15 protein-coding genes are annotated in these 19,410 nt (G+C 66.5%); 12 read left to right on the top strand and 3 right to left on the bottom strand.

The features are described 5' to 3' along the window. The first annotated feature begins 135 nt into the window (after positions 1–135). The 6 genes from EV560_RS14260 to EV560_RS14285 all read left to right on the top strand — a co-directional run bounded on the left by EV560_RS14260 (position 136) and on the right by EV560_RS14285 (position 7,789). Positions 136–1,728, top strand: a complete 1,593-nt coding sequence (locus EV560_RS14260) for an ABC transporter substrate-binding protein (protein ID WP_131856442.1) — start codon at positions 136–138, stop codon at positions 1,726–1,728. Between the two features lie 170 nt (positions 1,729–1,898). Next, a complete protein-coding gene (locus EV560_RS14265; RefSeq protein ID WP_131856443.1) occupies positions 1,899–3,515 on the top strand; it encodes an ABC transporter substrate-binding protein in 1,617 nt (538 codons plus the stop codon). A 304-nt stretch (positions 3,516–3,819) separates the two neighbouring features. After that, the gene (locus EV560_RS14270; protein WP_131856444.1) at positions 3,820–4,830 is read left to right on the top strand and encodes an ABC transporter permease subunit; all 1,011 of its coding nucleotides are present in this window, start codon (positions 3,820–3,822) and stop codon (positions 4,828–4,830) included. Between the two features lie 43 nt (positions 4,831–4,873). After that, positions 4,874–5,785 carry an ABC transporter permease subunit gene (locus tag EV560_RS14275; protein ID WP_131856445.1) on the top strand — a complete coding sequence of 304 codons (912 nt, stop codon included), beginning with the start codon at positions 4,874–4,876 and terminating at the stop codon, positions 5,783–5,785. Positions 5,786–5,789: 4 nt separating this feature from the next. Continuing rightward, positions 5,790–6,812, top strand: coding sequence for an ABC transporter ATP-binding protein (locus tag EV560_RS14280; protein ID WP_131856446.1), 1,023 nt, complete (start codon positions 5,790–5,792; stop codon positions 6,810–6,812). After that, positions 6,809–7,789, top strand: a complete 981-nt coding sequence (locus tag EV560_RS14285; protein WP_131856447.1) for a peptide ABC transporter ATP-binding protein — start codon at positions 6,809–6,811, stop codon at positions 7,787–7,789. Before EV560_RS14280 ends, EV560_RS14285 begins: the two co-directional genes overlap by 4 nt. Here EV560_RS14285 and EV560_RS14290 read toward each other — a convergent pair. Next, the gene (locus EV560_RS14290; protein ID WP_131856448.1) at positions 7,756–8,712 is read right to left on the bottom strand and encodes a LysR family transcriptional regulator; all 957 of its coding nucleotides are present in this window, start codon (positions 8,710–8,712) and stop codon (positions 7,756–7,758) included. The genes EV560_RS14285 and EV560_RS14290 overlap by 34 nt on opposite strands. A gap of 107 nt (positions 8,713–8,819) precedes the next feature. Between EV560_RS14290 and EV560_RS14295 the strand changes: the two genes are divergently transcribed. Next, positions 8,820–9,809 (top strand): MBL fold metallo-hydrolase, encoded by a 990-nt coding sequence (locus EV560_RS14295; protein WP_131856449.1) that lies wholly within the window; start codon positions 8,820–8,822, stop codon positions 9,807–9,809. 10 nt (positions 9,810–9,819) lie between these two features. Here the strand turns inward: EV560_RS14295 and EV560_RS14300 are convergent, their stop codons facing one another. Both EV560_RS14300 and panB read right to left on the bottom strand, forming a co-directional pair. Beyond that, positions 9,820–10,947, bottom strand: coding sequence for an aminodeoxychorismate synthase component I (locus EV560_RS14300; RefSeq protein ID WP_131856450.1), 1,128 nt, complete (start codon positions 10,945–10,947; stop codon positions 9,820–9,822). 17 nt (positions 10,948–10,964) lie between these two features. Beyond that, complete coding sequence (gene panB / locus EV560_RS14305) at positions 10,965–11,780, bottom strand: 3-methyl-2-oxobutanoate hydroxymethyltransferase (protein ID WP_131856451.1); 816 nt, start codon at positions 11,778–11,780, stop codon at positions 10,965–10,967. A 300-nt stretch (positions 11,781–12,080) separates the two neighbouring features. Here panB and EV560_RS14310 point away from each other — a divergent pair, with 300 nt between their 5' ends. From EV560_RS14310 to fhuB, 5 genes are all read left to right on the top strand, one after another. Beyond that, a complete protein-coding gene (locus EV560_RS14310) occupies positions 12,081–13,031 on the top strand; it encodes a LysR substrate-binding domain-containing protein (RefSeq protein WP_131856452.1) in 951 nt (316 codons plus the stop codon). A gap of 195 nt (positions 13,032–13,226) precedes the next feature. Beyond that, entirely contained in the window at positions 13,227–15,347 is a 2,121-nt protein-coding gene (locus EV560_RS14315) for a TonB-dependent siderophore receptor (protein ID WP_165923464.1), read from the top strand. A gap of 10 nt (positions 15,348–15,357) precedes the next feature. Beyond that, positions 15,358–16,356 carry a siderophore-interacting protein gene (locus EV560_RS14320; RefSeq protein ID WP_131856454.1) on the top strand — a complete coding sequence of 333 codons (999 nt, stop codon included), beginning with the start codon at positions 15,358–15,360 and terminating at the stop codon, positions 16,354–16,356. Further along, entirely contained in the window at positions 16,353–17,258 is a 906-nt protein-coding gene (locus EV560_RS14325) for an ABC transporter substrate-binding protein (RefSeq protein WP_131856455.1), read from the top strand. Before EV560_RS14320 ends, EV560_RS14325 begins: the two co-directional genes overlap by 4 nt. Further along, positions 17,251–19,245 (top strand): Fe(3+)-hydroxamate ABC transporter permease FhuB, encoded by a 1,995-nt coding sequence (gene fhuB, locus EV560_RS14330; protein ID WP_165923465.1) that lies wholly within the window; start codon positions 17,251–17,253, stop codon positions 19,243–19,245. The genes EV560_RS14325 and fhuB overlap by 8 nt, the downstream gene beginning before the upstream one ends. Positions 19,246–19,410: the final 165 nt, after the last annotated feature.

Genomic DNA, 19,410 nt, shown 5'->3' on the forward strand with positions numbered 1-19,410 from the left:
ACGACTTTTCGCGCCCCCTGTCTTGCAATAAGCTGCCGCCAGGGCGGCCTAGGAAATTCCGCGCGCGCAGCTTCCGATGCAACGGGGCCGTCATCCCGTCTGACCGCGGCGGAGAGGGGTTAAGGAGAATTCCATATGAAAAAGTTGCTGTTGGCGACGCTGTCGGCGTCTGCCCTCATGGCGGCGCAGCCGCTCGCGGCCAAGACGCTGATCTACTGCTCGGAAGGCAGCCCCGAGAATTTCGGGCCGAGTGTCAACACGACCGGCACCTCCTTCGACGCGAACACCCAGATCTACGACACGATCGTGAAATTCGAGCGCGGCGGCACCAAGGTCGAGCCGGCGCTGGCTGAGCGCTGGGACATCTCGCCGGACGGGCTGACCTACACCTTCCACCTGCGCAAGGACGCCAAGTGGCATTCCAACCGCACCTTCAAGCCGACGCGGAATTTCAATGCCGACGACGTCCTCTTCATGTTCGAACGGCAGTGGAAGGAGGACAATCCGTATTTCAAGGTGACCAGCTCGAACCACACCTATTTCAACGACATGGCGATGCCGAAGCTGTTGAAGTCGGTCGAGAAGGTCGATGACTACACCGTCAAGATCACGCTCAACCAGCCCGACGCGCCGTTCCTGCCCGATCTCGCGATGCAGTTCGCCAGCATCCAGTCGAAGGAATATGCCGACGCGTTGCTGAAGGCCGGCACGCCGGAGAAGCTCGACCAGGAGCCGATCGGCACCGGCCCGTTCTACCTGCTGCAATATCAGAAGGACGCGATCATCCGCTATCGCGCCTTCCCCGACTACTGGGCCGGCAAGGCCAAGATCGACGACCTCGTCTTCTCGATCACGCCGGACGCTTCGGTGCGCTGGGCGAAGCTCCAGAAGGGCGAATGCCATGTCATGCCCTATCCGAACCCGGCCGATCTCGAGGCGATGCGGAAGGACGCCAATGTCCAGGTCCTCGAGCAGCCCGGCCTTAATATCGGCTATCTCGCCTATAACACGACCAAGAAGCCCTTCGACGACGTCAAGGTGCGCCACGCCATCAACAAGGCGATCAACAAGCAGGCGATCATCGACGCGGTCTATCTCTCCAGCGGCGTCGCGGCGATCAACCCGATCCCGCCGACGATGTGGTCCTATAACGAGATGATCAAGGACGATCCCTACGATCCGGAAGCAGCCAAGAAGGAGCTGGCCGCGGCGGGCTATCCGAACGGGCTCGAGATCGACCTGTGGGCGATGCCGGTGCAACGTCCCTACAACCCCAACGCCAAGCGCATCGCCGAGCTGATGCAGGCCGATCTCGCCAAGATCGGGGTCAAGGCCGAGATCAAGACCTATGAATGGGGCGAGTACCGCAAGCGCCTGCAGGCGGGCGAGCATCAGACCGGCATGTTCGGCTGGACCGGCGACAATGGCGATCCGGACAACTTCCTGCACACGCTGCTCGGCTGCGATGCGGCCAAAAGCAATGGCGGCAATGTCGCGAAGTTCTGCTACCAGCCCTTCGAGGAACTGGTGCTGAAGGCCAAGACGGTCACCGACCAGGCCGAGCGCGAGAAGCTCTACCGGCAGGCGCAGGTGATCTTCAAGGAGCAGGCGCCCTGGTTCACCATCGCCCATGCGGTTCAGCTCAAGCCGATCCGCAAGGAAGTGAAGGACTTCAAGCTCTCGCCCTTCGGCCGCCATACCTTCTACGGCGTCGATATCGGCAGCTGATTGCCCGGCTCTCGCGCGCTTGCCGTTCGGCTGGGTCAGCCGAGCGGCAAGAATGCGCGCCAGCTCACGCGATGGATGCGGCCGCGTCGGCCGCATCCTTTCCGGCGGGAGACGATGGGGCGAGCCGGCCCCGCGCCAGATTCCGCCCCTTCCGATCGAAAGTAACCGCCATGGCCGTTCGCGCTTGTACAGCCGCCCTTGCCCTGGGGCTGAGCGCCCTGTTGCTTCCCGCCGCCGCTCGCGCCCAGGCGCTCGTCGTCTGTTCCGAGGCGAGCCCCGATTTCCTCAACCCGCAGTTCAGCTCGCAGAACACCGCCTATGATGTCGCGGCGCAGCTCTATGAGCGGCTGACGGCGACCGAACGCGGCGGCTCGCAGATCATCCCCAGCCTCGCCGAGTCCTGGACGATCTCGGATGACGCGCTGACCTACGTCTTCAAGCTGCGCAAGGGCGTGAAGTGGCATGCGAACAAGGCGTTCACGCCGACGCGGGAGTTCAACGCCGACGACGTGGTGTTCTCGTTCGGGCGCATGCTCGACGACGCCAACCCCTACCACAAGGTCGGCAGCGGCAATTACCAGTTCTTCGATGAGATCGTGAAGCCGAGCCTGGCCAAGATCGAGAAGGTCGACGACTACAGCGTCAGACTGACCCTGAAGAAGCCGAACGCCCCGCTGCTCAGCGCGCTCTCAGTCGAGCCGATGTCGATCCTTTCGGCCGAATATGCCGCGGCGATGAGCAAGGCCGGCACGCCCGAGCAGGTCGATCTCTCGCCGATCGGTACCGGGCCGTTCTCGCTCGTCGCCTACCAGAAGGATGCGATGGTCCGCTTCAAGGCCGTGCCTGATCACTGGACCAAGGCCGTCGGCAACCGCGACCGCATGGCGCTGGTCAGCGACCTGATCTTCGTCATCACCCCGGACGCCGCCGTGCGCTTCGCCAAGGTCAAGTCCGGCGAGTGCCAGATCGCGCGCTATCCCAATCCGGGCGACCTCCCGGCGATGAAGTCCGACGCCAATCTCAACGTCCTTCAGGGCAGCATCGCCGATCAGAGCTTCCTTGCCTTCAACGAGCGCAAGAAGCCCTTCGACGACAAGCGCGTGCGCGAGGCGCTGGCCTACGCCACCAACATCCCGGCGATCATCGACGCGGTCTACCAGGGCACCGGCAAGCCGACCGCTGCGGCCGTCCCGCCGGCGCTGTGGTCGCACAATGACGCGCTGAAGCCGCGTCCCTACGATCCTGAAAAGGCGAAGGCGCTGCTCAAGGAGGCGGGTTATCCCGACGGTTTCCAGACCGTGCTCTGGGCGATTCCGGTGGTGCGCGCCTATATGCCGAACGGCCGGCGCACGGCCGAACTGATCCAGGCCGACTGGGCCAGGATCGGCGTCAAGGCGACGATCCAGACCTTCGAATGGGGCGAGTATCTCAAGCGCGGCCGTGCCGGCGAGCATGAGGTCGGCATGTTCGGCTATACCTGGGACTATCCCGACCCGAGCCAGATCCTGCTCTCCGGCTGGACCTGCGAGGGCGTGAAGACCGGCGCCAACCGCGCCGGCTGGTGCAACCAGGAGGCTTCGGACGCCCTCGCAAAGGCGAACACGATCACCGACCAGGGCGAGCGCACCAAGCTCTACAAGCGCTTCCAGGAACTGTTCCACGAGGATGTGGCCGGACTTCTCTTCGCCAATGCGCAGGCCTTCACGCCGGTGCGCAAGGAGGTGAAGGATTACAAGATCCACTTCTTCGGCGGTCAGCCCTTCGTCGGCGTGTCGATCGCCAAATAAGGCTAGGCGCAGCGGGCCTGTCCGCAGAAACGCACAGATCGCGCCGGCGTTGCATTCATTGCCGCGCCGGCGCATCTCTTGATCATATTATTGCGTAGCGGCGAGCAAAGCTTCGCAGAGCTTACAAAACTGCAGCCCCGACCGCCGTCATCGCCCGAAGCTTGGCTGGGATTCTTCAACAGGACCTTCTTGATCTTTGGTTCGATCTGGTGTTTGCGCTGCGCCGGATTTCGAACTTGAATAATGCGACAACACAAGGCGCCGCGCGCAAGGCCGCGCCCCGGCCGCTCAGACTGGCAGAACCATGCTCCGCTTCATCCTGACCCGGGTCAGCCTCGTGATCCCGACCTTCATCGGGATCACCTTGCTCGCCTTCTTCCTCGTCCGGCTCGTGCCGGGCGACCCGATCGAGACCATGGCGGGCGAACGCGGCATCGACCCGGCCCGCCATGCCCAGCTCGTCAAGGAATACGGCTTCGACAAGCCGCTTCTGACCCAATACGGCGTCTATATCGAGCGCGTCGTCCAGGGTGATCTCGGCAAGTCGATCGTGACGCGCGAGAACGTGCTCACCGAATTCGGCCAGCTATTCCCGGCCACGATCGAGCTCGCGCTCTGCGCCATCCTGATCGCGCTCATCATCGGGCTTCCGGCCGGCATCATCGCCGCGGTGAAGCGGAACTCGATCTTCGATCACGGCATGATGGGCGTCTCGCTGACCGGCTATTCGATGCCTATCTTCTGGTGGGGACTGCTGCTCATCCTGCTATTCTCGGTGCAGCTCGGCATCACGCCGGTCTCGGGCCGCATCTCGGTGCAATATTTCATAGAGCCGGTGACCGGCTTCCTGACCATCGACAGCCTGCTGGCCGGCGATATCGACGCCTTCTGGTCGACTCTGGCGCATCTCGTCCTGCCGGCGATCGTGCTCGGCACAGTGCCGCTCGCCGTCATCGCCCGCATGACGCGCTCGGCGATGCTGGAGGTGCTCGGCGAGGACTATATCCGCACCGCCCGCGCCAAGGGCATGGCGCCCGTCCGCGTCGTCGCACTGCATGGGCTGCGCAATGCGCTGATCCCGGTCGTCACCGTCATCGGCCTGCAGGTCGGTACGCTCTTCACCGGCGCGATCCTGACCGAGACGATCTTCTCCTGGCCCGGCGTCGGCAAATGGCTGATCGAGGCGATCAGCCGGCGCGACTATCCCGTGCTGCAGGGCGGCACACTTCTGCTCGGCATGGTGGTCATGAGCGTCAACCTCCTGGTCGACCTGCTCTATGGCCTGATCAACCCGCGCATCAGGCACGCCCGATGACCCGCTGCCCCGTCACGACCTGCGCCCACCGGAGCCATCGCCCATGAGCGCCGAAACCCTCGAAGTCCCCGCCGTCGCCGCGCCGAGCGGCACGCCGCCGCATCCGGCCCGCGAATTCTGGAACTATTTCAGCGCCAATCGCGGCGCCGTGGCCGGGCTGGTCGTCATCGTGCTGGTGCTGCTCTGCGCGCTGTTCGCGCCGCTGATTGCCCCGCATAATCCGGACCTGACAAACAATACGGTCTTCCTGAAGCCGCCATTCTGGCAGGAGGGCGGTTCGCTCTCCTATCCGCTGGGCACCGATGCGATCGGCCGCGACATCCTCTCGCGCCTGCTCTATGGCGCGCGGCTCTCGCTCGTCATCGGCATCGCCGTGGTCGCCATCGCGATCGTGGTCGGCGTCGTGCTCGGATTGATCGCGGGCTTCTTCAAGGGCATCGCCGATATCGCGATCATGCGCTTCATGGATATCCTGATGACGATGCCGAGCCTGCTGCTGGCGATCGTCATCGTCGCGATCCTCGGCCCCGGCCTGATGAACGCGATGCTCGCCGTCGCCATCGTCGTGCTGCCGCATTACGTCCGCATCACCCGCGCCGCCGTCATCACCGAGACGAGCAAGGACTATGTCGTCGCCGCCAGGGTCAGCGGTGCGCAAACGCTGCGCCTGATGTTTTCCGAGGTGCTGCCGAACTGCGCCGCGCCGCTCATTGTCCAGGCGACGCTCGGCGTCTCCACCGCGATCCTCGATGCCGCCGCGCTCGGCTTCCTCGGCCTCGGCGCCCAGCCGCCGACCCCGGAATGGGGCACGATGCTCGCCGATGCCCGCGAATTCGTGCTGCGCGCCTGGTGGGTCGTCACCTTCCCGGGCCTGGCCATCCTCATCACCGTGCTCGCCTTCAACCTGCTCGGCGACGGGCTGCGCGATGCGCTCGATCCCAAACTGAAACGCTGATCCCATGCCACTGCTCGAGATCGAAAACCTCAGCGTCGAGTTCCCCACCTCGCAGGGAACGCTGCGCGCCGTCGACCGCATCGACCTCACCCTCGACGAGGGCGAGGTGCTCGGCGTCGTCGGCGAGTCCGGCTCCGGCAAGAGCGTCACCATGCTCGCGCTGATGGGGCTCGTCGGCTATCCCGGCCGCGTCCGTGCCGACAAGCTCCGCTTCGACGGCCGCGACCTGCTGACCATGTCCGCGCGCGAGCGCCGCCAGCTCACCGGCAAGGACGTGGCGATGATCTTCCAGGAGCCGAGCACCAGCCTGAATCCCTGCTTCACCATCGGCTTCCAGCTCGCCGAGACGCTGAAGAAGCATGAGGGCATGGATAGCAAGGCGGCGAAACGGCGCTCGATCGAGCTGCTCGAACAGGTCGGCATTCCCGCGCCCGAGAGCAGGCTGAAAGCCTTCCCGCACCAGATGTCGGGCGGAATGAACCAGCGTGTGATGATCGCGATGGCGATCGCCTGCAATCCGCGCCTGCTGATCGCCGACGAGCCGACGACGGCGCTGGACGTCACCATCCAGGCGCAGATCCTCGAATTGCTGATGTCGCTGCAGCGCGAGCGCGGCATGGCGCTGGTGCTCATCACCCACAATATGGGTGTCGTCGCCGAGACCGCGCAGCGGATCATGGTGATGTATGCCGGGCAGATCATGGAGGAGCGCAAGGTCGATGCGCTGTTCTCCGACCCGCAGCATCCCTATTCCGCCGCGCTGCTCGCGGCGCTGCCGGAGCGCAGCGAGAACGCGGCGCGGCTCGCCACCATTCCCGGCATGGTGCCCGGCCTCAACGACCGGCCGAAGGGCTGCCTGTTCAGCCCGCGCTGCGCTTATGCGACCGAGCATTCGCGCAATGTCCAGCCGGAGCTCAGGCCCTGGATGGACGGGCACGTGCGCTGCCACTACGCGCTCGGCGACCCCAACCGGGACGCGGAACGGGCCCGCGACGAAGGCCGCCTGACGACGGAGGCGACGCGATGAGCAATCCCGTCATCGAGGCGCGCGAACTGACGCAGATCTATCCGGTGAAGCGTGGGCTGTTCCAGCCGCCGGCGCAGCTCCAGGCCGTGAACAAGGTCTCCTTCGCGGTCGAGGCCGGCCGGACCCTTGCCATCGTCGGCGAATCCGGCTGCGGAAAGTCGACGCTGGCACGCATGGCGACGCTGATCGAGACCCCGACCTCGGGCGCGCTGACGCTTGATGGGCTCGACGCCGTCAACCCGCCTGCGGCCGAGCGCAAGCGCCTGCGCCGGACGGTCCAGCTCGTCTTCCAGAATCCCTATGGCTCGCTCAATCCGCGCAAGAAGGTCGGCGCGATCCTCGAGGCGCCGCTGCAGATCAACACCACGCTGAGCCAGGCCGAGCGGACCGAGAAGGCCCGCTCCATGATGGCGAAGGTCGGCCTGCGCCCCGAGCACTACAGCCGCTATCCGCACATGTTCTCGGGCGGCCAGCGCCAACGCATCGCGATCGCCCGCGCGCTGATCCTCTCGCCCAAGGTCGTCGTGGCGGACGAGCCGGTCTCGGCGCTCGACATCTCGATCCAGGCGCAGGTGCTCAACCTGCTCGCCGACCTGCAGGACGAGCTCAAGCTCGCCTATCTCTTCATCTCGCATGATCTCAGCGTCGTCCGGCACATCGCCCATGACGTCTTGGTGATGTATCTCGGCAATGCCATCGAGCACGGGCCGAAGGAGCGTATCTACGCCCGCCCGCTGCATCCCTATACGCAGGCGCTCCTGGCCGCGACGCCACGCGTCGGCGGTGAAAAGCGCGAGCGCAGCGTGCTGCGCGGCGAGCTGCCATCCCCGCTCAATCCGCCGAAAGGATGCGTGTTCTCGACGCGCTGCCCGTTCGTCACGGAGCGATGCCGCGCCGAGCGCCCGGACAAGCGCGAGGTCGACGGACGCCTTGTCGCCTGCCACTACGCCGAGGATTTCCTGGCCAAGGCGGCGTGAGCGGGGCGGATGCCGGCCTGATCCGCCCGTGACCAATCGAACGAGCGGATATGCTGAAGCAGCGCAGCCATCGCCGCGCTCGGATGGCGGCGGTTGGGATAGTACAGGAACCAGCTTGGCAATCCCGGACTCCAGTCGCGCAACAGCTCGATCAGGCTGCCGTCGTCCAGATGCGGCTTCGCATAAGCCTCGAAAACATGCGCGATCCCCTGTCCGGCCAGCGCTGCCTGGAGCTCCTGATGGGCCGAGCTCAATGTCAGACGACCTTCAGGGCTGATCTCCAGAACTTCGCCATCCCTCGCGAAGCGCCATGAGGCCAGCGTCCCGCCCGGAAAGCGCCGGCGAATGCAATCACGGCCGATCAGGTCCTGAGGCGTCGCAGGAGCTTTCGCGATTGTCAGGTAATCCGGCGAGGCGACGATCGCGTATCTCAAGGGCGGACCCAAGGGCACCGCGATCATGTCCTGCTCGAGCTGCCGGCCGAAGCGCACGCCGGCATCGAATCCCTGCTGGACGATGTCGACGATGGCGGCATCGCTGATCAGTTCGACTTTGACGTCCGGGTAGCTCCGCATGAAATCGAAGGCGAGTGGGCAGAGAATATGATCGACCGCCGGCCCCGGGGCGTTGATCCGCAGGGTTCCGGTCGGCTTCTCGCGCAACGCGTTGAGATCGTCGATCGCGAGCCGGATATCCTGCAGGGCGGGCGCAAGCCGTTCCAGCAGGCGCGCGCCCGCCTCCGTCGGAGCCACGCTCCGGGTCGTCCGATTGAGCAGCCTTATGCCGAGCGCGGCTTCGAGCGACGTGATGCTCTGGCTCAGCGCAGCAGATGAGACGCCGCGCTCGGCGGCCGCGGCGCGAAAGCCACCATGGCTGACGATGGAGGCGAAGACATCGAGGCTGTCGAGGCGGATCGATTTCATTGCAAAGTCCAGCTTACCAAGCCTTTCATATTTACCGAGCTTATCCGATCAGTCGTGCGATGTCATTGAGGCCGGACCGCTCAACGAGCCTGCCCAGCGAGACGACCATGACCGCCCCGACCCTGAACCGCCGCAAGATCATGCTCTCCGCCGTCGCCGGCGGTTCCGCGCTTTTGACCGGTCTCGGCCGGCCCGACGGCGCCGGCGCGCAGACGCAAGCGACGACAGGCGGAAATGCCGCGTCCTACCGTTTTCGCGTCGGCGAGATCGGCGCAACCGTCGTGAGCGACGGGATCATCGGCGGGCCGCCGAAGGTTTACGCCAGCGACGCGCCGGAAGCCGAGCTGCAGGAGGTCTTGAAGCGCGCCTTCCTGCCGTCCGACCATCTGACCCTAAACCTCAATACGCTGCTGCTCGACATTGGCGGCAAGCGCGTTCTCCTGGAGGCCGGCGCCGGGCAGACGATGGGTCCCAATGGCGGGCGCATCTTCGCCAATCTGGCAGCGCTCGGCCTGAGCGCCGGCGATATCGACACCGTCGTCGTGTCGCACACCCATCCCGATCATGTCGGAAACCTGCGGACGGCGGACGGAGAGCGGGCCTTCCCGCGCGCCACGATCTTCGCGCCGAAGGCGGACTGGGACTTCTTCGTCCGCAACGACCCCGATCTCTCCTATATGCCGGTGCCGGAGGATTTCAGGCGGCGCTTCGGCGCCGCGATCAAGCGCAGCGTCGAACCCGTGGCACAGGGGATCGAGCTCTATGAGGCCGGGGCGGAGATCGTGCCGGGGCTGACCACCATTGCGGCATCCGGCCATACGCCGGGCATGGTCTCCTTCCTCGTCCATTCCGGTACGGACCAGTTGCTGCTGACGGCCGATCTCGCCTACCACCCCGTGGTCAATATCGACCGCCCCTGGCGCCCGGGTCCCGACCGGGACAAGGATGCGGCCCTCAGTGCGCGCCGCCGCATCTTCGACCGGGCCGCGGCCGATCGGATTCCCGTGCTGGGCTTCCACTATCCATTCCCGGGCCTCGGCCATCTGCTCAAGACGGATACCGGTTACGCCTGGGTGCCCGCGGGCTGGCAGTTCTGAGAGATGCCGGTCAGTTGGTGCCGGCGGCTTTCGCGAGAAAGGCGGCTTTCAACAGGCATTCGTCATATTCGCTCCGGGCGTCGGAATCGAAGACCAGGCCGGAGCCGACATTGAACGTGAGCTGTCCGGAGCCGGCGAGGGTCAGGGTTCGGATGGCGACGTTGAAGCGCGTGTCTCCATTGGGAGCGATCATGCCGATACTGCCGCAATAGACGCCGCGCGCCTCGTCCTCGAGCTCGTGGATCACTTCCATGGCCCGGATCTTCGGCGCGCCGGTCACGGATCCACAAGGGAAGAGGGCGCGGAGCAGTTTGGGCAGCCGGATATCCTGCTGCAACCGGGCTTCAACGCCCGAGGTCATCTGGAAGAGGGTCGGATAGCGCTCGACGGTGAAAAGATCCGTCACCTGCACGGATCCGATTTGCGAGATCCGGCTCAGGTCATTCCGCAAGAGGTCGACGATCATGAGATTCTCCGCCCGGTTCTTGACGCTGGCGGCGAGGTCCGCTGCGGCCTGCCGGTCATGCTCCGGCGTGGTTCCGCGCGGCGCGGTCCCCTTCATCGGGCGCGCACGGATCAGCGAGCCCTCGGTCTCGAAGAACAGTTCCGGCGACAGCGACAGGACGCTCTCGCCGGCGAGGGAAACCAGCGCGCCGTAAGGTGCGGGCTGGAGGGTCCGCAGCGCGGCAAAGAGCGCGACGGGATCGCCCAGCCAAGAGCCGGCCATCGGGAAGGTCAGGTTCACCTGATAGACGTCGCCGGCGCGGATATAGTCGATGACCTGGTTGAAGCGCTCGCGATAGGCGTCGAAGCTCAGGAGCGGAAGGATCTCGCCGATGGAGGCCGCGCCCTCGACCGCACGCCAGTCGAAGCGCCGAGGTTCGTCGAAGACGCCGAACTGGAGCAGGGGACCTTTGAACGCGGGTGCCAGTGCAGCCAGGCGTGGCTCGAACATGTAACCGAGCTCGTAGGCGGCATAGCCCGCCAGGAAATACCCGGCCCGCTGGGCATCGAGCATGGCTGCCAGGATCGCCGGCACCTCGTCATATGAGCGCGCTTCGAGAAGCTGGTGGCAACCCGCGAAGCACAGGGTCTCGCCTCTCCGTCGATCCTCGATCAGGACGAAGGGGCGGTCCATACCGTTCCGAGGGTGGTTCAATAGCTGTGCTCTGGACCCGGGAAAGTCCCGGCCTTGACGGCGGTCACATAGGCCTGGATGGCCTCCTGGATCGATCCCGATCCGGCCATGAAATTCCTGGAGAAGCGCGGGCTCTTTCCCGGGTAGACGCCGATCGCGTCATGGAGGACGAGCACCTGGCCATGGCATGCGACGCCCGCGCCGATCCCGATCGTCGACAGGCTCGCGCTGGAGGCGGTGATCTCGGCTGCCAGCGACGAGGGCACCATTTCCAGGACGAGGAGGCTCGCGCCGGCCTGTTCGAGCGCTGCGGCGTCGGCCTTCAGCCTGCTGGCGGCATCGGCCGTCTTGCCCTGGACGCGGTATCCGCCCAGCTGATGCACCGTCTGCGGCGTCAGGCCGAGATGGCCGCAGACGGGAATGCCGCGCTCGACCAGGAAGCGGGCCGTCTCGACGACATAGGCCCCGCCTTCGAGCTTCACCATATGGGCACCGGCCTTCATCAGCGCGGCGGCGTTGCGCACCGCCTGCGCGGGACCTTCCTGATAAGATCCGAAGGGCATGTCGGCGACGATGAAGGCCCGCTTTGCGCCGCGGGCGACGCAGGCGGTGTGGTAGGCCATCTGCTCCATTGTCACCGGCAGGGTCGTGGCATGGCCCTGCAGGACATTTCCCATGGAGTCGCCGACGAGAAGAAGCTCCACGCCGCAGCCATCGAGCAGGCTGGCGAAGCTCGAATCGTAGCAGGTGAGCATGACCGCCTTCTCGCCAGCCGCCCGCATGCGTGCGAAATCGCCGAGTGCAAGCGGCCGGGTATCGGACAGATAGGTCACGCTGCGCTCTCCTTGAGCCCCAGGGGGTTCTCGCCACTAGTACAACGGTCGGACAAGGACCAGTCCCTTCTCAGGGGGCGCGAGACATGCAGTCCCGATCTGCTTCCGCCCGAGCCGACCAGGCGCATCGTTCAATTGTTCAGATCGGCTGCGAGCAATGGCTTGCGGGTCGGAGCGTCAAACGCTCACATCCATGCTTTGCGACGACAAGCGCTGTGCTTTCGGCTAGTGATCGGCGATGCCGCTACCCCCGCCATTCCGTCGGACCGCTCCGCGCGCTTGCCCAAGGGAGCGGCGCAGATGAATGGCAGGCCCTCGGACGGTCCGTCCTTCGAGCTGCGTCATCTGCGCTACTTCGTCGCCGTGGCGGAGGAGCGCAATTTCGGACGCGCGGCCGAGCGGCTCGGCATCGCCCAGCCGGGCCTCAGCCAGCAGATCGCCAGCCTGGAGACTCTCGTGGGAACACGATTGCTCGACCGTAGCCGGCGGCTGTTCCGGTTGACGCTGGCGGGGCAGGTGTTCCTGACGGAGGCGCGAAAGACGCTGTCCCAAGCCGATGCCGCGCTGGCGGCCGTGCAGCGGGCGGCCCGCGGCGAGATCGGCCGGATTTCGATCGGCTATGTCGCCTCCGCCGCCTATGCCGGCGTCCTGACCGAGCTCGTGAGCGGTTTCCGCAACGCGTTTCCCGAGGTCGATCTCGTCATGATCGAGATGGAGATGGGGCGACAGCTCGACCAGATCGTCGAGGGCGCGCTCGATTTCGGCTTCATCCGCCCGCCGGCCGCAGTGCCTCGGAGCGTGCAGACGCTGACCGTTCTGAGCGAGCCCTTGGCCGCCGTGCTTCCGGTCCATCATCCCCTGGCGGGTGACGAAAAGGTCGATCTGGATGGCCTCGCCAACGAGACCTTCATCACCCCGAACCAGCCGGCCGATGTCGGCTTCCGGCGACAGACGATCATGGCCTGCAAGGCAGCCGGTTTTGACCCGATCATCGAACCGATCGCCGGTGATTTCACGACGATCGCAAGCATGGTCGGGGTGGGCCTCGGGATCGCGCTTGCGCCGCTTTCGACCGCCTGCCTGCAACTGCCCGGCATCGTCTATCGCCGGCTGCAGCAGGGCGATGTCAGTTCCGAGATCGCGGTCGCCTTCCGCCGCAACGAGGGGGCGCCGGCTGTCGGAGCCTTCATCGCGCATTGCCGGACCGAAGCGGCTCGTCAGGCCAGGCTCGCCGCCGGCATCTCACATTAGAATTGATAAAATCAATCGACTTCATAAGCATGGATTATCAAACTCGAAGCCGCGTTTATTGGACGTAGGCTCTGCGCCTGCATAAACGCCATGAGCGAGATCGGCCTGCCATGGGCCGGGAGCGCCACGGCTTCTCGAAAAAGCAGCTCGTTCCCGCAGAAGAGGCAGGTCTGCCACGCACTTTGGGGGCGAAGCATGACCATCCGGATTTCCGCCTCGCTCACTGCGTTGGCCCTGGCCGCCGCGCCTCTGTCCGGCTTCGCGGTAGCACAGGAACCCGGGTCGATCTCGCTCGATACGATCACCGTCGATGGCGAGAGCGCGACCGGCCCGGTTCGCGGCTACGTCGCCCAGCGCAGCACCACGGGCAGCAAGACCGGTACCCCGCTCGCCGAGACCGCCCAGAGCGTCTCGGTCATCACGCGCGAGCAGATGAGCCAGCAGAACGCGCAGAGCCTGAACGAGGCGCTGCGCTATACGCCCGGCGTCACCCCGGAGAGCCGCGGCGCGGGCGCGAGCCGGTTCGACCTGTTCAAGATCCGCGGCTTCGATGCGGTGAACTATCTCAACGGCCTGCGCATGCAGAAGATGAACTGGGTCTCGCCCCAGGTCGATCCCTATCTGCTGGAGCGTGTCGAGGTCCTCCGCGGTCCGTCCTCGGTGCTCTACGGGCAGGCGCCGACCGGCGGCATGGTCAACCAGATCAGCAAGCTGCCGACGATGGCGCGTTTCGGCGAGGTCGGCGTCCAGTTCGGCAACAACGCGCAGCGCCAGGCCAGTTTCGATTTCGGCGGACCGGTCGATCCCCAGGGGCGCTTCCTCTATCGCCTCACCGGCATCGGACGGATGGAGAACGGGCAGATCGCGGATACCGAGGCGGAGCGCTTCGCCATTGCGCCGGCCTTCACCTTCAAGCCTTCGGACGATACCAGCCTGACCCTGCTCGGCCTCTATCAACGCGACCCCAAGGCCAACGCCTATATCGGCGTCCCATCGGCCGGCTCGGTAAGCTACAATCCCAATGGCCGCCTGAGCCGGCGGACCAATGTCTCGGAGCCGAATCTGGAGAGCTTCGACCGCACGCAGAGCTCGGCCGGCTACCTGTTCAGCCATCGCTTCAGCGACGCCGTGACCCTGCGGATGAACGGGCAGTGGTTCCGCAGCAATATCGACTATTTCAGCGTTTTCGGCTCCTCGCTTGCGGCGAACGGGCGGACGCTCTCGCGCTCCGTCTCGCTCTCCCATGACGAATTGGATGCGCTGGCCTTCGATAATCAGCTCGAATGGAATTTCAGCACAGGCCCGCTGTCGCACACGCTGCTGACCGGCTTCGATGCCCAGTCCTCGGACGGCTACTTCGTCTCTGGGACGGGCGCCGCCCCGGCGATCGACCTTTTCGCGCCGGTCTATGGCCGCCCGATCACGCTGCCGGCGACACGCAGGACCGATGTGACGACCAGGCAATATGGCCTCTACGCCCAGGACGAGATCCGCTTCGGCAACTTCATCGCGACCTTCGCCGGACGCTCCGACTGGGCGCAGAACAAGACGACGGTCGCCGGCGCGCGCAGCGCGACGGATGATCACGCCCTGACAGGGCGGGCCGCCTTGCTCTACCGCTTCGACAACGGCATCGCCCCCTATGTCAGCTTCGCGCAATCCTTCACGCCGCTCGCCGGCACGGATGCGACCGGCCGGGCCTTCGATCCGGAACGCGGCCTCCAGTATGAGGCCGGCGTCAAGTATCAGCCGGTCGGGATCAACGCGCTGCTCAGCGCCGCCGTCTTCGACCTGACGCGCGAGAACCTGCTGACCACCGACCTCGTCAATCGCGGCTTCTCGGTGCAGGTCGGCGAGGCGCGCTCGCGCGGTGTCGAGCTCGAAGCCAAGGCGAGCCTCGATTTCGGCCTGAACGTCGCGGCGAGCTACACCTATCTCGACACGAAATACACGCGCGACAATAGCGGGCTCGAAGGGCTGGTGCCGACCGGCGTGCCCCGCCACATGGCGTCGCTCTGGCTCTATTACGATCTGCCGGCGAGTCTTGTGCCTGGCCTGTCCCTGGGCGCGGGCGTGCGCTATGTCGGGAGCACCTTCAACACCAACAACACGATTGAGGTCCCGAGCGTGACGCTCGTCGACGCCGCCCTGCGCTTTGATTTCGGCAAGCTCATGCCGCAGCTCAACGGCATGGCGCTGCAGGTCAATGTCAAGAACCTGTTCGACAAGGACTATGTCGGCACCTGCTACACCTCGACGACCTGCGCCTACGGACAGGGGCGCGTCATAACCGCCGGCCTCAATTACCGCTGGTGACGAACGCACGGTGACCGATCTCGTCGCATATTGCCGTTTCTCGGGCGCTGCCCTCGAGGCGCTCGCCGGGCAGCTCGATGCCATCGACCGGCTCGGGGCAGGGGGCTTCCGCGTCTCCTGCGAGCGCTCGCGACAGGGGCTCTGCCTCAGCCTCTCGGCAGCGGACTGGCGGCGGCTGGCGCTGGCCAAGGCGCGCATTGCCGGCGAGATCCGCCGCATGCCGGGCTGTGCGAACCTCGCCCTGGCCTGGGCCGGCGATGGCGATCCCGAGCGGCTCGGCCATGTCCAGCGCTGGCATGTCTCGCGCGCCAGCCAGGTGACCCCGCATCTGCGCCGGATCAGTTTCGCCGTCGAGGACGCTGCCTTCTATGCCGGTGATCTCCACCATGTCCGGCTGCTCCTGCCGCAGCGCCATGGCGGGGTATTCGCCTATCCGAAGCCTTGCCCTGCGGGCCTTCCGGTCTGGCCGGAGGGCGAGCTGATGCCGGTGCTGCGCAACTACACAATCCGCTCCGTGAGGACGGAGCTCGGCGAGGTGGATGTCGATTTCGTCTTGCACGAGCCGGCAGGGCCCGCGACGGCCTGGGCCCGCGATTGCCGGCCGGGTGACGAGATCGGCGCGCTCGGCCCGATCGGCCAGCCGATCAGCCACGCGCCTCTGCGCATCCTTGCCGGCGACGAGACGGCGCTGCCGACGATCCTCAGGCAGATCGAGGAGTGCCGGCCCGGCGAGGCGATCGATGCCTATGTCGCGCTTGCCGACGATGCCGAACGGCAGGAGGTGGCGCTGCCGGAAGCCTGTCGGCTGCACTGGCTGCGCTACGGCGATCTCGTCGACGCCCTGCAGGCGCGGCCATGCGGGGAGGGCGACGGCGTCTTCGCCTATTCGGGCACGGAACTGGCGACCTCGCAGCGGCTGAAGAGTGTCTTTGGCGGCGATCTTGGATTGCCGCGCGGACAATTCCGCTGCGTCGCCTATTGGCGCGCGCAAGGGGCGATCGCGCCATGACATTGCGGGGACGCCCGGTGACGCCTCCTTCGCTGTCCCGGCGCCGATTGATTGCGCTCGGCGCGGCCGGGTTGATCGCCGGTCCGGCTCGTGCGGCAGCGGAAACGGCCGCCGCAATCGACTGGGCCATGCTCGAAACGGCCCTGGCCCTGGGCATTCCCATGGTCGCCGGCGCCGAGCTGGTGCTCTACCGCAAGTTCGTGATCGAGCCCGCCCTGCCGCCGCAGACGGCGGATCTCGGCCTGCGTGGCGGCATCAATTTCGAGGTGCTGCGCCGAGCGGCCCCGAGCCTCATCCTGAGCTCGCCCTGGTACACGCGCATCGAGCCCAACCTGCGCCGCATCGCGCCGGTCCTTTCGTTGCGGATCCACGAGCGCGGACGCGACCCTTACGAGGCTGCCGAGGCAGCGGCCCTGGAACTCGGCCGCCGCTTCGGCCGCGACGCCGCTGCCGAGGCCCTGATCCGCGAGACGAGGGACGAACTGGCGCAAACGGCCCGTGCGCTTGCGGAGCGGAGCCAGCCGCCGCTTTTCGTCATCACCATCGGCGATCCCCGTCATTTCAGGGTTTTTGGAGACGACAGCATGGTCGGAGCCGTGCTGAAGCGGCTCGGACTCTTGAATGCCTGGGCGCGGCAGACGAGCTACAGCGTGCAGGCCCCGGTCGACATCGTTGCGCTGGCGGATAATGCGGACGCCGCGATCGCCATCCTCGCGCCCGTGCCGGATGACGCTCGGCGCGTGCTGCCGCAGAGCGCGATCTGGCAGAATCTGCCGGCCGTCCGCGCCGAAAGGGTCATGGTGCTCGACCCGGTCAATCATTTCGGCGGACTGCCGGCCGCTCGCCGGCTGGGGCGATTGCTTCACATTGCGCTGTCGGGTGGAGCGCCGGGCCTTGGCTGAAGCATTGCGGCGCTACGGGCTCCTGACCGGCGGGCTCGCGCTTGTCACGCTCTGCGCGGCGCTCGGCCTCCATGCCGTGCTGGGAGGGCTGGGACCGCGCGGGCTGTCGGTCCTGACCGCGCCGCAGCCGGCCGATGGGCTCAGGCGGATCATCGTGCTCCACGCGCTGCTGCCGCGGGTCGCGGTCGCATTGATCGCCGGCGCGGCGCTCGGGCTGGCGGGCGCGCTGCTCCAGCGGGTCCTGCGCAATCCGATCGCCGATGCCTCGACGCTTGGCATCTCGGCTGGCGCACAGCTCGCATTGGTCGCCGCCACCGCCTTCCTGCCGGAGCTCGGCGGTCTCGGCCGCGAGACGGTTGCCCTGGCCGGCGGCGCCGTGGCCGTGGCGGTCGTGCTCGGGCTCGGCTGGCGGCGCGGCTTCGAGGCGACGACGCTGGCGCTGGCCGGCCTGCTGATCGGCCTTCTCTGCGCCTCGGCCGGGGCCGCGATCATCCTGTTCTCCGGCCAGTACCTGACCTCGATGTTCATCTGGGGCGGCGGCTCGCTGGCTCAGCAGAGTTGGGAGCCGGCCAAGGCATTGGCGCTCAGGTTGTTCATCTGCGCCGGATTGGCCGCGCTGCTGCAGCGGCCGCTCGCTGTGCTGGCGCTCGGCGAGGCCGGGGCGCGCAATCTCGGCCTTTCGGTACGCGGCGCGCGCTTCTATGCCGTGTTCGTCGCCGTGGCGCTGGCAGGTTCCGTCGTCTCGCAGGTCGGCATCATCGGCTTCATCGGGCTCGCCGCGCCGAACATCGCCCGCATGCTCGGCGCGCGGCGACCGGGCGCACAACTCCTCGCCTCACCGTTGATCGGGGCGCTCCTTCTGAGCCTCACCGACGGTCTCGTCCAGGCCACCAATGCCGCCAGCGGGCTCGGAACGCCGACGGGCGCTGTCGCCGCGCTGCTCGGTGGGCCGTTCCTGCTGTTTCTGCTGCCCCGGCTGCCGGCCTATACGATGCCGCCGCAGGATAGCGCTGCGTTCCTTGGCAGGGTCGCGCACAGGCCGTGGCGGCTCATCGCCGTGAGCGCGGCCATGCTGGCCGCGCTCGTCTTGCTCGCTCTCGTCCTGGGCCGCGATGCCGATGGGCTCGATCTCGCGATGGGCGCGGCGTTCGGAGAAGTCCTGCCCTGGCGTTGGCCGCGTCTCATGGCGGCGATGGCGGCAGGCGCGATGCTGGCCGCGGCGGGCGCGATGATCCAACGCCTGACCGGCAATCCGCTTGCGAGCCCGGAAGTGCTGGGTATCAGCAGTGCGGCGGGGCTCGGACTGGCGCTGACGATCGTGCTGGTTCCCGGCGCAGACTGGTGGCTGCAGGGCCTCGCCAGTGCGGGCGGAGCGGCGCTTGGCTTGCTGATCCTGCTGGCGATCGCGCGCCAATTCGCGTTGACGGCGAGCCGCATGCTGCTCGGCGGCATCGCGCTCGCGGCTTTCTCCGGCTCGATCCTGACCGTGATGCTGGCGCGTGGCGGGTTGGAGTCCTTCGCCATCCTGGCCTGGCTTACGGGCTCGACGCAGCAGGTGACACCCGACTTCGCCGTGACCGCGGCCGTGACTGCGATCGCGCTGCTGCTGCCGCTGCCGCTGTTCGTGCGCTGGCTGCAGATCCTGCCCCTGGGAGACGCGACCTCGGCGGGCCTCGGCATCGCCATCATGTCGGTTAAGACGCGGATCGTGATCTGCGCGTCGCTGCTGACGGGAGCGGCGACATTGATCGTCGGACCGGTCAGCTTCGTCGGACTGATGGCGCCGCATCTGGCGCGGGCACTCGGCCTGCGCGGCGCGGCGACGCACCTGGCCGGAGCCGTCCTCCTCGGTGCGCTGCTGCTGGCCATGGCGGATTGGCTCTCTCGCCTTGCCTTCTTCCCCTATCAGATGCCGGTCGGCCTGTTCGCCTCCCTGATCGGGGCGCCTTACCTCGTCTGGACGCTGGTGAAAGACCGGAACGGCTGAGTCGCTCCCGCGAGAGCATTCGCCGAGCGTCCGCAATTCGCTGGATCTTCGCGCGGTCCCTGTCGCGCGTGCGGTCCCGAGTTCGGGCAACCAGGCTGCCGGCTAAAAACAGCCTCGTCATCGTTGCATTCGGTTAACGCTGACTGCGTGCCGGCGCGCGCAATT

The sequence above is a fragment of the Allobosea sp. BK604 genome, assembly GCF_004341515.1.
In the GTDB taxonomy this organism is placed as follows: Bacteria; Pseudomonadota; Alphaproteobacteria; order Rhizobiales; family Beijerinckiaceae; genus Allobosea.

Bases quoted from the DNA above. Each gene is read 5' to 3' on its own strand.
- EV560_RS14260 (WP_131856442.1), top strand. From the start codon at position 136: ATGAAAAAGTTGCTGTTGGCGACGCTGTCGGCGTCTGCCCTCATGGCG.
- EV560_RS14265 (WP_131856443.1), top strand. From the start codon at position 1,899: ATGGCCGTTCGCGCTTGTACAGCCGCCCTTGCCCTGGGGCTGAGCGCC.
- EV560_RS14270 (WP_131856444.1), top strand. From the start codon at position 3,820: ATGCTCCGCTTCATCCTGACCCGGGTCAGCCTCGTGATCCCGACCTTC.
- EV560_RS14275 (WP_131856445.1), top strand. From the start codon at position 4,874: ATGAGCGCCGAAACCCTCGAAGTCCCCGCCGTCGCCGCGCCGAGCGGC.
- EV560_RS14280 (WP_131856446.1), top strand. From the start codon at position 5,790: ATGCCACTGCTCGAGATCGAAAACCTCAGCGTCGAGTTCCCCACCTCG.
- EV560_RS14285 (WP_131856447.1), top strand. From the start codon at position 6,809: ATGAGCAATCCCGTCATCGAGGCGCGCGAACTGACGCAGATCTATCCG.
- EV560_RS14290 (WP_131856448.1), bottom strand. From the start codon at position 8,712: ATGAAATCGATCCGCCTCGACAGCCTCGATGTCTTCGCCTCCATCGTC.
- EV560_RS14295 (WP_131856449.1), top strand. From the start codon at position 8,820: ATGACCGCCCCGACCCTGAACCGCCGCAAGATCATGCTCTCCGCCGTC.
- EV560_RS14300 (WP_131856450.1), bottom strand. From the start codon at position 10,947: ATGGACCGCCCCTTCGTCCTGATCGAGGATCGACGGAGAGGCGAGACC.
- EV560_RS14310 (WP_131856452.1), top strand. From the start codon at position 12,081: ATGAATGGCAGGCCCTCGGACGGTCCGTCCTTCGAGCTGCGTCATCTG.
- EV560_RS14315 (WP_165923464.1), top strand. From the start codon at position 13,227: ATGACCATCCGGATTTCCGCCTCGCTCACTGCGTTGGCCCTGGCCGCC.
- EV560_RS14325 (WP_131856455.1), top strand. From the start codon at position 16,353: ATGACATTGCGGGGACGCCCGGTGACGCCTCCTTCGCTGTCCCGGCGC.